Source organism: Paraburkholderia caffeinilytica (assembly GCF_051027425.1).
Taxonomy (GTDB): domain Bacteria; phylum Pseudomonadota; class Gammaproteobacteria; order Burkholderiales; family Burkholderiaceae; genus Paraburkholderia; species Paraburkholderia caffeinilytica_A.
Window position 1 is genome coordinate 688,152 of the sequence record NZ_CP186552.1, and the last position, 14,870, is coordinate 703,021.

General features: G+C 63.2%; 12 protein-coding genes. 6 read left to right on the plus strand and 6 right to left on the minus strand.

Annotation, left to right across the window (positions count from 1 at the left end):
* Positions 1–98 precede the first annotated feature (98 nt).
* Positions 99–1,325, plus strand: coding sequence for a pyridoxal-phosphate-dependent aminotransferase family protein (locus ACOSV0_RS03010; protein ID WP_434110149.1), 1,227 nt, complete (start codon positions 99–101; stop codon positions 1,323–1,325).
* A 170-nt stretch (positions 1,326–1,495) separates the two neighbouring features.
* Here ACOSV0_RS03010 and ACOSV0_RS03015 read toward each other — a convergent pair whose 3' ends face one another.
* Positions 1,496–2,707, minus strand: coding sequence for an MFS transporter (locus ACOSV0_RS03015; RefSeq protein WP_434108644.1), 1,212 nt, complete (start codon positions 2,705–2,707; stop codon positions 1,496–1,498).
* Between the two features lie 389 nt (positions 2,708–3,096).
* Between ACOSV0_RS03015 and xdhA the strand changes: the two genes are divergently transcribed.
* The 3 genes from xdhA (at position 3,097) to xdhC (ending at position 7,773) form a co-directional block, all read left to right on the plus strand.
* On the plus strand, positions 3,097–4,626 hold the full coding sequence (xdhA, locus tag ACOSV0_RS03020) for a xanthine dehydrogenase small subunit (protein WP_434108645.1): 1,530 nt from the start codon (positions 3,097–3,099) through the stop codon (positions 4,624–4,626).
* Positions 4,627–4,655: 29 nt separating this feature from the next.
* A complete protein-coding gene (gene xdhB / locus ACOSV0_RS03025) occupies positions 4,656–7,022 on the plus strand; it encodes a xanthine dehydrogenase molybdopterin binding subunit (protein ID WP_434108646.1) in 2,367 nt (788 codons plus the stop codon).
* Between the two features lie 184 nt (positions 7,023–7,206).
* Positions 7,207–7,773 carry a xanthine dehydrogenase accessory protein XdhC gene (gene xdhC / locus ACOSV0_RS03030; RefSeq protein WP_434108647.1) on the plus strand — a complete coding sequence of 189 codons (567 nt, stop codon included), beginning with the start codon at positions 7,207–7,209 and terminating at the stop codon, positions 7,771–7,773.
* A 116-nt stretch (positions 7,774–7,889) separates the two neighbouring features.
* On the opposite strand, the gene ACOSV0_RS03035 is transcribed toward xdhC, so the two are convergent.
* From ACOSV0_RS03035 to ACOSV0_RS03045, 3 genes are all read right to left on the minus strand, one after another.
* Complete coding sequence (locus tag ACOSV0_RS03035) at positions 7,890–8,870, minus strand: LysR substrate-binding domain-containing protein (protein WP_434108648.1); 981 nt, start codon at positions 8,868–8,870, stop codon at positions 7,890–7,892.
* Between the two features lie 245 nt (positions 8,871–9,115).
* Positions 9,116–9,760, minus strand: coding sequence for a 2-hydroxychromene-2-carboxylate isomerase (locus tag ACOSV0_RS03040; protein WP_434108649.1), 645 nt, complete (start codon positions 9,758–9,760; stop codon positions 9,116–9,118).
* A 128-nt stretch (positions 9,761–9,888) separates the two neighbouring features.
* Complete coding sequence (locus ACOSV0_RS03045; protein WP_434108650.1) at positions 9,889–11,376, minus strand: TAXI family TRAP transporter solute-binding subunit; 1,488 nt, start codon at positions 11,374–11,376, stop codon at positions 9,889–9,891.
* A 675-nt stretch (positions 11,377–12,051) separates the two neighbouring features.
* On the opposite strand from ACOSV0_RS03045, the gene ACOSV0_RS03050 reads away from it, so the two are divergent.
* Both ACOSV0_RS03050 and ACOSV0_RS03055 read left to right on the plus strand, forming a co-directional pair.
* Entirely contained in the window at positions 12,052–12,405 is a 354-nt protein-coding gene (locus ACOSV0_RS03050; protein ID WP_434108651.1) for a BON domain-containing protein, read from the plus strand.
* Positions 12,406–12,748: 343 nt separating this feature from the next.
* Positions 12,749–12,997, plus strand: a complete 249-nt coding sequence (locus ACOSV0_RS03055) for a hypothetical protein (protein ID WP_434108652.1) — start codon at positions 12,749–12,751, stop codon at positions 12,995–12,997.
* Between the two features lie 127 nt (positions 12,998–13,124).
* Here ACOSV0_RS03055 and ACOSV0_RS03060 read toward each other — a convergent pair whose 3' ends face one another.
* Both ACOSV0_RS03060 and ACOSV0_RS03065 read right to left on the minus strand, forming a co-directional pair.
* Positions 13,125–13,913, minus strand: coding sequence for a sulfite exporter TauE/SafE family protein (locus ACOSV0_RS03060; RefSeq protein WP_434108653.1), 789 nt, complete (start codon positions 13,911–13,913; stop codon positions 13,125–13,127).
* 168 nt (positions 13,914–14,081) lie between these two features.
* Positions 14,082–14,729, minus strand: a complete 648-nt coding sequence (locus ACOSV0_RS03065) for a LysE family translocator (RefSeq protein WP_434108654.1) — start codon at positions 14,727–14,729, stop codon at positions 14,082–14,084.
* Between the last annotated feature and the right edge of the window lie 141 nt (positions 14,730–14,870).

A 14,870-nucleotide genomic window follows, 5' to 3' on the forward strand; every position in this document is an offset into this window, starting at 1 on the left:
ACTTGCGTAATTCTCCTGATCGGTGAATGATCGAAAACCCGGCCTTGCCAGCGTCATTGTTGGCGAGGCCGTTGCAACTTGAATTCCTTCTATCGATCATGGCGACCATTACTTCTCTCGCAGTGCCCTGTCCGGTTGTCGAATCACTCGACGCCATCCTTCCCGAAGAACCGTTGCTGATGATGGGCGCCGGCCCCGTGCCGATTCCCGCCGCCGTCGCGAAGGCCAACACCGTGGTGATCAATCACCTGGGCGCCACGATGGTGAAGGTCATCGGCCAGGTGAAGACCATGGCGCGCTACGTATTCCAGACTAATTCGAAGTGGGTGCTCGGCGTAGCGGGACCGGGTTCTGCCGCGATGGAAATGGCGATCTCCAACCTCGCATGGGAAGGCACGAGAGTGCTGAGTATCAGGAACGGCTTTTTCAGCGAGCGGATGGCGGAGATGGGACGGCGTGTCGGCGCGCACGTGAGTATGCTCGACGTCGACGACCGGTCGGTCGCCAGCCTCGAGCAGATCGCCGAGGCGATCCGCCGCGAGCGTCCCGAGATCGTGACGGTCGTGCAGGGCGAGACGTCGAACACGGTATGGAATTACCACCTGAAGGAGATTGCCTCGCTGGCAAAAGCCGCGGGCGCGCTGGTGATCGTCGACGCAGTGTGTACGTTGAGCACGATGCCGCTGGAGATGGACGCGTGGGGTATCGATGCTGTGATTACCGGCGGGCAGAAGGGCTTGTCGTCGATTCCAGGCGTGTCGCTGATCGCGTTTTCGGATGCCGCGTGGGAAAGAGTGAAGGGACGTACGGCGCCGAACGCGCATTGGTGTCTGGATGCGTCCCTCGCGGAGAATTTCTGGCACAACGCGGGATATCACTACACCGCGCCTGTATCCGGCGTGCTGGCGTTGCATGAAGCATTACGGCTGGTCTGCGCCGAGACGCTGGAGAAACGCTTTGCGCGGCATTTGAAGTGTTCAGTCGCGTTGCAGGCAGGGGTGACGGCTTTGGGTTTGCAACTGTACACGCCGCAGGCATGTCGCCTGAATTCAGTGGTCGGCATCGAGGTGCCGGACGGTCTGAGCCCGGGCGATATTTGCGGGCATATTTCGCGGCAGCATCAGGTGGAGATTTCGGGGTCGTTCGGTTTGCCGATCGTGCGGATCGGGCAGATGGGTGAGCAGTGCCGCGAGCACAATCTGTTTCGCACGTTGCACGCGTTAGGTCGCACGATGCTGGATTTAGGTACGTCGGTCGATTTGCCGGCTGGCGTTGCGGCGCTGGAGAAATCGCTATCGAACGGCGCGAGCGGCGCGGCGCGCTAGCATCCCGTTTCCGTGTTTCCTGCCGGGCGGGCGGCGAGTCGGATTGACTACGGCATGCCGCCCGGCGCCCTCATTACTTCAGATAAAGCACTGGCACCCACGAGCCTTCGCGTGAAGAAAATTGCACGGTGCGGCCGGTCGTATTGCGAATGCAGATGCCGATCTGCGGTTCAGGTCGCAGCAGGCGCCGTGGGCGCTCGCGAATTGCGCAGATACATCATCGTCGACAGCACGACTGCCAGTGCGGAAGCCACCGCTGCAAACAGAAACACCTGTGCATAGCCGAACTCCCCAGCGATATACCCGGCCAGCGGCCCGGTAATCCCCAGCGAGAGATCGAGAAACACGGAATAGGCCGACAAGGCTGCGCCACGGCTGGCGGGCGGCACGAGCCCCACGGCTTCAACGCCCAAGGCGGGGAACACCAGCGCAAACCCAAACCCGGTCAATGCGGCGCCGGCAAGGGCGATATGCGGTTCGGGCGCCAGCCACAACATCAACAGCCCGGCGCATTCAAACGAAAACGAAGCAATGGCGACCCGGAATCCGCCGTAAGCCTTGATCGTGTTGGCGAACAACAGGCGCGCGCCGATGAACAGCGTGCCGAAAACAGTCAACGACAAAGCCGCGTTGGGCCAATGCCGTGCGGCATAAAACAGCGTGATGAAGGTTGCAATCGACCCAAAGCCCGCGGAACCTAACGCCAACCCGATGCCATGCGGCAGCACCCGCGTGAAGACGCTTCGGTACGACATCCGCTCGCCATGCACGATCGGCACCGGGGCGATTGGCCGCGCCAGATAAAAACCGAGTGCCGCCAGCAGAATCACCAGAATGCCCAACGCGGCGAACCCGATCGAGTGCGCAATCGCTACACCGAGCGGCGCGCCAACCGCGAGCGCGCCGTAAGTCGCAATGCCGTTCCACGAAATCACCCGGGCGTTGTTGCTCGTGCCCACCCGGCCGATGCCCCACAAAATCGCGCCGGTGCCGCACAGGCTTTCACCGAAGCCGAGCACGAGACGGCTGCACACCAGCAATCCCAGGCTCAACACCGGCCAGCGCCCGCATAACACGGCCAGCAGCAACAGAATCCCGCTCGCGCCGCAACCCAGCAAGCCGATCGACACCGTCCGCTTCGGTCCCAACGTGTCGGCCGAGCGGCCGGCCAGCGGGCGCGAAGCCAGCGTCGCCAGGTACTGCACGCTGATCGCCGCGCCGGCCAGTACCGCGCTGTAACCCAGGTCGTCGTGGACATAGCCAGGCAGCACGGCGAGCGGAATTCCGATCGTCAGGTAGCAAAGAAACGTGAAAAAGACGACCGGAATGATCTGCATGGTCGTCGAAAATTCGCTGCGAGGTGACGCTGAGTCGGTGGACATGGGGAAAACGAGACTTGAAAACGGCGGAAAGGCGTGATTTTCCCATGGAACCGATTCTCTTGCAGGAGTTGCTTAATAACTCGGGTGCCTGAATAACGGTGTCGGATCCATATAGTGGTCAGTTTTTACCCTTCACGACAGGCACTCTTACATGCACTGGATGGAATGGACCTGATCGATGGTGGCAATAAATCTTCTATTTGTATAAAAATATGGCAAAACGGGCATATCAACATAAGCCAACCGCCCCTCAAAACTATCTCTATATCGTTTCGCGGATATGTCCCGCATGCGATCCCTGCTATGGGTTGTATTTATTGACGATGATAGTTTTCGAACCGTCATCGCAGCACGTCCCCACGGACACAGAACATTGAGAGTAACGAGACATGACTGAGCCGATTCGCTTCTACCATCGCAACGCAATCCGTGAGATCAAGGATGCGCCCGTCACCCGCACCGTCCTGCAGTATCTGCGCGAGGACGCGCACTGCACCGGCACCAAGGAAGGCTGTGCCGAAGGCGACTGCGGCGCGTGCACGGTCGTGATCGGCGAGCGCAACGCGGCGGGCGGCGTCGACTTCAAGGCGGTCAACGCCTGCATTCAGTTCGTGCCGACGCTGGACGGCAAAGCGCTCTACACCGTCGAAGACCTGCGTCAGCCGGATGGTTCGCTGCATCCGGTGCAGGAAGCGATGGTGGAGTGCCACGGCTCGCAGTGCGGCTTCTGCACGCCGGGTTTCGTGATGTCGATGTGGTCGCTGTACGAAAAGCATGGCCACGAACATAGCTGCGCAAACAAAACCGTGCCGTCGCGCGACACGATCAGCAACGCGCTGACCGGCAATCTGTGCCGTTGCACCGGCTATCGTCCGATTGTCGACGCAGCCGTGCGCATGTTCGAAGCTCCCGCGCCGAAAGCGCCGGTCAACGTCGAAGCACTGTCGAACACGCTCGCCACGCTCGAACGCAAAGACACGTTCCATTACCAGCACGCCGGCCAGCAGTTCGCCGCGCCGCGCACCGTCGAGGCGCTCGCGAAGATCAAGGAAGCCGCACCGGCCACCCGTATTCTCGCCGGCAGCACGGATATTGGCCTGTGGGTCACCAAGCTGATGCGCGAGTTGGGCAACATCGTCTATGTCGGCCAGATCGCCGAGCTGCAAAAGCTCGAAATCAATGGCGACTGGATCGAGATCGGCGCGGGCGTCAGCGTGGAAAAGGCGTACGCGGAAATCGCGAAGCAATATCCGGAACTCAACGAAATGTGGCAACGCTTTGCGTCGCTGCCGATCCGCAATGCCGGCACGCTCGGCGGCAACATTGCGAACGGCTCGCCGATCGGCGATTCGATGCCCGGTCTGATCGCGCTTGGCGCGCATGTGATCGTGCGCGGCGGCGAGATCGAACGCGAAATGCCGCTCGAGGATCTGTACCTCGCGTATCAGAAGAAGGACATGGCGGAGCATGAGTTCGTCGTCGGACTCAAAGTGCCGACCCGCACCGGCACGCGTAAGAACCTGCAGTTCCGCACCTACAAGCTGTCGAAGCGCTTCGACTCGGACATCTCGGCCGTATGCGCGGCGTTCTCCTTTATCGCCGACGGCAACGTGATCCGCGAGCCGCGCATCGCGTTCGGCGGCATGGCCGCCACGTCGAAGCGCGCGACGCACGCTGAAGCCGTGCTGCGCGACGCCGAATGGCACGAAGCCACCGCGCAGGCCGCGATGCTCGCGCTCGGCAACGACTACGCACCGCTCAGCGACATGCGCGCGACCAGCAACTACCGCCTCGAAGCGGCGAAGAACACCTTGTACCGCTTCTGGCTCGAAACGCGTCCGAACAATCCGCTGCCCAAGAGCGCACTGGATGTTCGTGCAGTTGCTGCTGCCTGCGCCCCGGTTGGCGCGAGCGCCTGAGACGCCACAAGGACACGGAGAACACCAGAATGAATCAGCATGCCGAACCGTTCCTGAAAGACCTTCAGGATCTCGACGACTTCACCCAGGTCCACGTCTCGCGTCCGCACGAGTCGGCGCATTTGCACGTGAGCGGCCGCGCCACTTACACCGACGACATCCCGGCGCTCGCCGGCACGTTGCACGCCGCGCTCGGCCTGTCGCCGAAAGCGCACGCGAAGATCGTGTCGATGTCGCTCGCCAAAGTGCGCGCCACGCCGGGCGTGGTCGCGATCTTCACCGCCGAGGATTTCCCCGGCGTCAACGACGTCGGCCCGATCATCCACGGCGACGATCCGATTCTCGCGGACGGCCTCGTGCAATACGTCGGCCAGCCGATGTTCATCGTGGTCGCGACCTCGCATGAAATCGCGCGTCTCGCTGCGCGCCGCGCCGAAGTCGTCTACGAGGAATTGCCCGCAATTCTCACCGCGCAACAGGCCCGCGCCGCGAATCAGCACGTCTTGCCGCCGATGAAACTCGCGCGCGGCGAAGCCGGTACGAAGATCGCCCGGGCGGCGCATCGCGAAGCCGGCGAGATGCTGCTCGGCGGCCAGGAGCAGTTCTATCTGGAAGGCCAGATCTCGTACGCGGTGCCGAAGGACGACGACGGCATGCACGTCTACTGTTCGACGCAGCATCCGACCGAAATGCAGCACATGGTCGCGCACGCGCTGGGCGTCGCATCGCACAACGTGCTGATCGAATGCCGCCGGATGGGCGGCGGCTTCGGCGGCAAGGAATCGCAATCGGGTCTGTTCGCGTGCTGCGCGGCGCTCGCTGCGTGGAAGCTGCTGTGCCCGGTGAAACTGCGTCCGGACCGCGACGACGACATGATGGTCACCGGCAAGCGTCACGACTTCCACTACACGTATGAAGTGGGTTACGACGACAAGGGTGTGATCGACGGCGTGACGGTCGACATGACCTCGCGTTGCGGTTTTTCCGCCGACCTGTCCGGTCCGGTGATGACGCGCGCGCTGTGCCACTTCGATAACGCGTACTGGTTGTCCGACGTGACGATCGACGGCTTTTGCGGCAAGACCAACACGCAGTCGAATACCGCGTTCCGCGGATTTGGCGGTCCGCAAGGCGCGTTCGCGATCGAGTACATCATGGACAACGTCGCGCGTTCGGTCGGTGAGGATTCGCTCGACGTGCGCCGCCGCAATCTGTACGGCAAGACTGAGCGCAACCAGACGCCGTATGGTCAGGTGGTCGAAGACAACGTGATTCACGAACTGATCGACGAACTCGAGGCGACCAGCGAATACCGCGCGCGCCGTGCGGCGATCAACGAATTCAACGCGAACAACGAGGTGCTGAAGAAGGGCCTGGCGCTGACGCCGGTCAAGTTCGGCATCGCGTTCAACGTGACCCACTTCAACCAGGCCGGCGCGCTGGTGCACATCTACACCGACGGTTCGGTGCTGGTGAACCACGGCGGCACCGAAATGGGCCAGGGTTTGAACACGAAGGTGGCGCAGGTCGTCGCGCATGAGCTGGGTATCGGCTTCAACCGCATCCGCGTCACGGCAACGGACACGAGCAAGATTGCCAATACGTCGGCGACGGCTGCATCGACCGGTTCGGACCTGAACGGCAAGGCCGCGCAAGACGCCGCGCGTCAGTTGCGCGAACGTCTGTCGGCTTTCGCCGCCGAGCGTTTCGGCGCGGGGCAGGTGGCTGCCTCGGAGGTGCGTTTCGTGCACGACCGCGTGGTGGTCGGCGAGGTGATCGTGCCGTTCGAAGAAGTGATCGCGAAGGCCTACGTCGCGCGTATCCAGCTCTGGTCGGACGGCTTCTACGCGACGCCGAAGCTCTACTGGGATCAATCGAAGCTGCAAGGCCGGCCGTTCTACTACTACTCGTACGGCGCGGCCGTGTCGGAAGTGGTGATCGATACGCTGACCGGCGAGATGCGCGTGTTGCGCGCGGACGCGTTGCATGACGTGGGCGCGTCGTTGAATCCGGCGCTCGACGTCGGCCAGGTGGAAGGCGCGTTCATTCAGGGCATGGGTTGGCTCACGACCGAAGAACTGTGGTGGAACACCGGCGGCAAGCTGATGACGCACGCGCCGTCCACCTACAAGATTCCGACCGTCAACGATACGCCGCCCGATTTCCGTGTGCGCCTGTTCAAGAACCGCAATGCGGAGGACAGCATCCATCGTTCGAAGGCGACCGGCGAGCCGCCGCTGCTGCTGCCGTTCTCGGTGTTCTTTGCCGTGCGCGATGCGGTGTCGGCCGTGGGTAACCACAAGGTCAATCCGCCGCTGAATGCGCCCGCCACCAGCGAGGAAATTCTCAAGGCGGTCGGCGCCGTGCGGGCAGCCACTGCGGCGGCGCGGCAGTAAGCATTGCGATGAGCGCGTGACGCTTGCGTGACCGCCCGTTCCGCGCCATGCCGGAAATTGCGAGGAACGGGCGGTCGCTGCGAGAACCTTCGGTGCAGCCGGCGGCGCAACTGCCGCGAGCCGTTGTTAGCAACCTTCGGGCAGAGTAATCGTGCCATTATCGAAACCAACTGGATTGATCGCCATGAACGACTTTTCTTCCGTTCAGATCGGCCGGCGCAGCGCCGTGCAAACGCCGCGCCCGGCGCCGATGCACATCGTGTTGTTCGGCGCAGGACATGTCGGCCACGCGCTCGTCACGCTGCTTGGCCGCTTGCCGTGCGTGGTGCAGTGGGTCGATGAGCGCGACGAACTGTTCCCCGACGAAACGCCTGCCAACGTGCAGATCGAAGCGACCGATACACCTGATGCAATCGTCGACACGGCGCCGCCCGGCGCCTATTTTCTCGTGATGACGCATAACCACGCGCTCGATTTTTCGCTCGCCGCGCGCATCATGCGGCGGCGCGACTTCACCTACTTCGGCATGATCGGCTCGAAGACCAAGCGTGTGAAATTCGAGCGTCGTTTGCTGGATCGAGGCGTGGAGCTGGATCGGCTGGTGGAGATGACCTGCCCGATCGGCGTGACCGGTATTGTCGATAAAGCGCCCGCGGCGATCGCGGTTGCGGTGTGCGCCGAGTTGCTGCAGATCCGTTCACGCGAGGCCGCGGCGCAAGCGATGACGCAGAAGCTTTACGCGAGCGTGTGAGTAGAGAGTGCGAGGCGCCTGGCGTAAGGGGTTCAACGTCAGGCTCGTAGCTTGAATTGCTCAGAATAAAGGCGCGCTGCATCAAGCGCTCACCCGCCAGGCTTCAATCCAGCACGTCAGCCCTCCGCGGCTGACGTTTCCTTTTTCGCCGGCCGCTTCGTGCGCCGCACCTTCTGCGCGACCAGGCCGTCCGACACTTGCGACATCAACGTGCGCAGCCAGCCGACATCGCTCGGCCGGTCCGGCTGCGGATGCCATAGCTGATAGCACTTGATGCGTGGAAACGGAATCGGCACGTCGACCACCGCGAGCGGCAGGATGCTCGCATAGTGCATCGCGAAACGGCGTGTGGTCGTGAAGATCAGATCCGACTGCAACAGCGTTTGCGGTACGAGGCCGAAGTAGGGCAGCGTCGCGACGATGCGCCGCTCGGCGCGGGCGCGCGCGAAGCCGGTGTCGACGGCACCGCCGCTCGCGCCGCTATAAGGTGTCGGCGCGAGATGCGGCGCGGCGAGATACGCTTCACGCGTCATCGGCGTGCGTGCGAGCGGATGGTCGGCGCGCATCAGGCACACCACCGTGTCGGAGAACAGGTCGCTGCGCTCGAAACGCGGGTCCGGCTTCGGCCAGTTGCCGATCACCAGATCGAGTTCGCCCGCATCGAGCGCGGCCGAATGGTCGAGCATTGGGCTCAGCGAATCGATCTCCAGACGCGCATGCGGCGCCGCTTCGCGGAACTGCGCGATCACGGTGGGCATGAAGAAGTCGTTCAGATAATCCGGCGCGGCCACGCGGAAGGTGCGGCGCGAGCGGCCGGGATCGAAGTCGCCGTGCGGCGTTGCAACGAAATCGACTTCGCGCAGTACACGTTGCGCCGAAGCCAGCAACGATTCGCCGTATTCGGTCGGCACCATGCCCGATTTGCCGCGCACGAGAATAGGGTCGTTCAGCGTCTCGCGCAGTTTGCGCAGCGCGGTGCTGATGGCCGGCTGGGTCTGATTCAGACGCAGTGCGGTTTGCGTGACGCTGCGCTCGACGATCAGCGTGCGCAGCACGCGCACGAGCCAGATATCGAGGGAAGCGGCGGAATCGTCCATGGTTTAGGCGAAGCGATGCAAGCAGGTCGGGTCCGGATGAAGCGTCGGTCGGAGCCGCCCGCGAGTCAGATCGCGAGAGCGGAGCGCAAAGGTTATAACCTTAGGCCCGTTTGCAGTGTGGCGGCATAGCGGGCACGGTATGGCCGGCATCAGGACGCCCTTTTTGACGCAATCACGTCTGAAAAGACATATACAGACGCAAGCGCGGCGTGCCTGTTTGCACGAATCTTACGTTTTGCCTTCGCTCAGTTGTCCGCAAGACCCGACGGCAGCGAACTGATCCGCTTCACTTCCTTCGAATCGAGCCAGTTCGGCGTGCGTGCGCAATACAGCACCATCGGCAACGCGTCTTCGCCCCAGAACAACTGGTCGTTCAGGTAGAAGGTCGGCACGCCGTAGACGCCCAGAGCGATGGCATTCGCGGTGTTGTGCTGCAACTGCGCTTTCACTTCTTCGTTCTTGATGAGCTCCGGGCCGTCCGGCATACCGACGCGCTCGCATAGTTCGGCGAACGCTGCATCGCTCGACGGATCGCGGCCTTCGCGCCAGATGAAACGAAAAATCTCGCGCACGAAGCTGATGTCGCCGTTTGCCGCGGTGGCGAGCAGGAGCGGCTTCATCGATTCGAACGGATGGGCCGGTGGCATCTTGAACGGAATGCCGAGTTGCTCCGCGCGAAACAGCGCGTGGCGATACAGAAAGGTGCGTTTGGCGGGCACGCTGTAAGCGGGCCGCTGGCCCCAGTGGCTATAGAGCTCGTTCAGCACGACCGGCGTGAACGCGAAGTCGAAGCCGGGCCATTTGTCGTGTTGCTCGAGCAACAGGTAGGTGAACGGCGAGACAAAGTCGTAAAACCACAGCGGTTGCCTGGCGTCGATGCCAATGGTCATAAATGTCTCCCGAATTGCCTGTTCCGCACGGTGTCGTCTGCTGGACCGTCGGAATTGTAATGATCTTACGCGGTGCGGCCGCCACTTGCACCGGTCAATATGCTTTTGCACCGGCGATACGAGTGTCGCTAGGCGGTGCGGCCGGCCGGAGGCTCGTCTGCCTCGGCGGCTCCCCGTGCCTCAGGTGATTCGGCGGCGTCGTTGTCTTCTGCTGCGCGTCCTGCCTCGGGCGGCTGCGGCCCGTCGCCGGGTTCGGTCTCCGCGTCACGCTGCGACTCGCGGTTATGCGTGAGCCGCTCGCGCACGAAACCGATATGTTCGCGCAGCACGTAAAACTGATCCGCATAAGCGAGCGGCATTTTCAGACCGTTCACCGACTCTTCAATCGCATCGAGCCGCTCGATCAACGAAGCGCGTTCGGCGGCCGAGTACTCGCTGAGCGCGCTTCGTTCGATCGCGATCAGCGCGCCGTACCAGCGGTAGATGCGCGATTTCACCCGCCATGCATAGAGCGCCGGCACGAGACGCAGCGCCGGAATCAGCAGCACGATCAACGGCACCACGACCACCAGCAGCCGGTCCGCGAGACTCGCCAGCCAGAACGGCAGGATCCGGTAGAGGAAGCTCTTGCCTGACTTGTAGTAGCGGGCAGCGTCGTCGCTGATCGGGAAATCGTGCGCGAGCGGCGCGGGGAATTCGCCGGCGCGCTGCATGACGTTCGCCTTGCCGTGGACCTCGCGGGCCGCCTCGATCAGCAGATCGGAAAGCGCGGGATGCAGCGAGTCACGCGCCACCAGTTCGGCGGTCGGCGCCACCATATGAATCGGCGTGGACGGCAGATTCTTGCCGAGGTCGAACGCGCCCATCGGCATCTCGAGCTGCGTCAGATACGGAAACCGGCGGGTGTAGGCATCGGCCTGGGTGAAGTCGTAGAACTGTACATTCGGCGTGCGATAGAGCTTGCCCATGACCGCCGGCTGCGCCGAGTCGCCGGCCAGAAAGGCCGCGTCGATTTTGCCGGCGACGAGTGCCTGGGCGGCGTCGTCGCCCGAAAGCGGCAGCAGTTTGGTCGGGCCGCCCGGCACGATGCCGTTTGCCTTGAGCAGCGCGAGCGCCAGCTCACGCGTGCCGCTGCCCTCGGCGCCGACGGCGAGCCGCTGGCCCTTGAACTCGGAAAGCCGCGCGATCGTCGGCCCGTGATAGAAGATCGCCAACGGTACATAGGCCACGCTGCCGAGCGACATCAGATCCGGGCTCACCGGGCCGGGTGAGACGCCGTCCTGCACGAAGCCGACGTCGACGTTCGAGTTCGGGTCCGAGAGCCGTTTGAGATTCTGCAGCGAGCCTTCCGAGGACAACACGTTCAGCGTGATACGGTTGCGCGCCAGAATCTCCTTGTACTTCTGCGCCGCGTTCCAGAAGGTACTGCCTTCGGGGCCGGCGCTGATCGTCAGCGTACTGGGCGGAGCGGGCTGGATCAGGCGCACGGCGACCCAGATCGCCACGAGGGCGATCAGCAGGATCGGTCCGAACGAGACTGCCAGATCGCGCCAGGAGATCGCCACGAAACGGGCGACGAGACGGGGAGGGCGTTTGCGGCCGGTGGCTGGCTTCATCTGGTGACGTGACGGCTACGGTCGAAAGTGAACAAGGTGGCGGCGCTCTGCGGCGCGAACCGGGCGAAGCGTTTGCGCCGTGCCACGCTGGCTACCGCTAGATACGCATAAGACGCACAAGCCGCGTGGCAGGGCATGTCGCGCCGATGGTACCTGAGAATCGCGCGCCGGCGCAGCGTCCGGCCGGGGCAGGCTTCGTCAAACCCGTAACAATTCGTGAACGAAACGTGAACGACGCGTGAACGGCTTATGAACGGTGGATGAATCACGCCCCGGGTCAAAATATGAACGGCGCATGAAAAAACCGCGATTCAAGCTCCCACGGCAACTGGCAGCCGCCTCGCGGCATGACTAAACCCTTTGCGCTTCTGGCGCGGCTAGATTAAATTGTGGATCGCCGTCGCGATCAGACGTTTGCGCGGCGCGACCCGGCAAGACAGACAAGAACCGGGCGCGCCGGTGGACTTCGCGGCTTGCCGGCTTCCGTACCGCATTGCATGCGTGGCATCGTGCGATTAACGGTAGCCGGCCTCTCTCGCCTCTCGCACACCGTGTTGCAGCCATAGTCGGCCGTTGCTGGGCCGCGCCTTGTCGCGCCTGAAGCATGGCCGCCGGTAGTCGTAACGAAGCCGCTTGTACATGCGGTCCAATGTGAAGCTAAGGAGAATAGAAACTATGAAATCGGTCGGTTTTCTGAAAACGCTGGGCTCGGTCGTGGCGATGGTGGTGGCGTGCAATGTGTACGCTCAGGCAAGCGATGCAACGGCGACGGGTACGACCGCAGCGCCGGCTGCAAGCGCCAAGGCCGTCAAGAAGGCCAATGGCCAACTGGGCCGCAAGGTGCGCAGCGCGCTTGCCAAGGCGCAAGGCATCGACGTCTCGAATATCGCGGTGCGTGCTCGTGGCGGTGCGGTGACGCTGACTGGCTCGGTGCCTGATCAAGGCCAGATCGATGCTGCCGGTCAAGCAGCCAAGGGCGTCGCCGGCGTGACGTCGGTAACGAACAAGCTGACCGTTGTTCAGCAGTAACACGGCAGCATTGAGCAGGCCGCGATCAGCGGCCTGCCGTCAGGCGGCTTGCAAACAAGGCGTGTGAGACGCCGGCAGGCGCTTAGGGCTGCGTCGAAAGGTGCGTGCGATCCGGTATCGCCATGCGCCATTGTGATGCATGCCAGCGCGAGGGTTCCGGCGAATAGCCGGAGCCCTTTTTTTTCGCTTTATTTTTCCTGGCGATGATTTTTGAAGCGATGATGATGGTTCAGATCCGTTCCGGGCTGAATCCGAGCACCGCAACGGTTCGTCCGTACGCTGTGACACACAATTGACGCATCGCGAAGCGTACTGTGATGCAAGTGGAATCGGAGTCAACGCCATGGAAACCACGCTTTTGCGCTATACCGATCTGCCGATTGGCGATCGGGCGGCTTTCGAACTGGTGTGCGCGCGGCACGGTTTTGCGCCGGCGCATTTCGACATCAGCGCCTGCCCGGACCCGGGCGACGCCGCGTGTGAACGCCTCGTCACGATCCGGCGCGGCGGCTGGGCGCAGTGCTACCACGACCATCACGGGCAGTGGGTCAGGCAGTTCGAGACCGATCTGACCTGCAGATTTTTCAAATAGAGAAGCTTTGAGGGCGCTGGCATTTTTGCTGGCGCTTAAAGCACGTGCCCGAGGCTAGTGCCAGAGGCCTGCGTCCAAAGCGGACACGTCAAGCCGCCTATCAAGGCCGCCTGTCAGGACTCCCGTTTCATGCCAGCACGAGGCGCACACCGACCAGCGTGAGCGTAGCGGCGAGCACGTTGCGCAGCAGGGCGTCCGGCGCGCGCGACGACAGATAACTGCCGATCGCGATGCCCGGCAGCGACCCCACCAGCAGCGACAGCAGCATCGACCAGTCGACCGAACCCAGCAGCCAGTGACCCGCGCCCGCCAGCAGCGTGAGCGGTACCGCATGCGCGATATCGGAGCCGACGATGCGCGTGGTCGGCAGCAGCGGATACAGCAGCAACAACACCGTCACGCCGATGGCGCCCGCGCCCACCGACGTCAGCGATACCAGCACGCCCAGCACCGCGCCGGTCAGCATGGTGAGCGCAAGCGTGCGCCCTTGCCGGGGAGCGCGCTGACGGCGCGCGCCGAGCGCCGCGAGTTGCGGGCGGAATATGAGCGCCACGGCCGTCACCAGCAGGGCGGCGCCGAGCACGATCTGGATCAGCCGGCTTGTGCCCGGGGTGTCCATCCCGTAACGATGCAGCAGGATCAAGGTGATGGTCGCCGCCGGTACGCTGCCGGCCGCGAGGCGCAGTGTGATCTGCCAGTCGACGGAGCCCTTCAGGCCATGCACCAGCGTGCCGGTCGCCTTGGTGGCGGCCGCATACAGCAGATCGGTGCCGACCGCGGTGGCCGGGTGCACGTTGAACAGCAGGACGAGGATCGGCGTCATCAGCGAGCCGCCGCCGACGCCCGTCAGTCCGACCAGAAAGCCGACGAACAGGCCGGAGACGGAGTACAGCAGATCGATGTGGGGAAGAGCCATTGAGCAGACCGCTGACGGTCGGGTGGGTTGGACAGGTTAGGCGACAAAGCCGGCGCGCGCCGGCCTCCGGGCGTCGGCGAATGTCGACGACAGGCCCCTGGCGGCACGGCGAAAGCCGCTATTGTCGCAAAACTGCCGCGCTTGCGTGTGCAAGCGCCTGAATCCCACTCAAAGCGCGCGGCGAATCTCGACGATGCCGAAGGCCGCGAGCGTGATCCCGACGATCCGGTCGATCGCCACGCGCAGCTTGCTGCCGATCGCATGACGTGCGAGCGACACCACGGTCACGAGAAAACACCACCACGCGATCGAACCGCAAAACACGCCGCCTACCGTGGTCAACGCGATACTCGATGAAAACGCGCCACGCGGCGCGAGCGTCGTGAACAACGCGGCAAACATGATGACGGTCTGCGGGTTGGTCAACGTGAGCAGCAACGAACTCGCATACGCGCGCAGCGCGCCGGCGCGGCCCACCTGAGCGAGCTTGCCGTTGCTATCGCCGTTGCCGTTTACTGCGTCGACGGGCGGTTTTTGCAACAGCGTACGCACGCCGAGATATAGCAGGAACAGACCGGCGATCAGATGCAAGGGCCGGTCGTAGGCGAGCATGAACTGCGAAATGCCGACCAGGCCGAGTGCCGCGATCAGACCGTAGAACGCATCGCCGCTTGCGATGCCGAACCCGATTGCCAGCCCCGCGCGCGGACCGCCCGTTAGCGTGCGGCGGATGCACAGCATGCCCATCGGCCCGACCGGCGCGGCAATCGCGAGGCCGACACCCGCTGAAGTGACGAAGAGACTGGTGGTGGACATGGGGAAGCCTTTATCGGTTGTTCTGCTTTGTGTGTACAGTCGCGCGCCGAACTTTCGCATGCTTGCCGGCGGGCGTCAGGCCGACGCGCCTTCAAGCATAGCGAGACTGAAAATCCCGGGCAAGGCTGCGTGAATGGATTG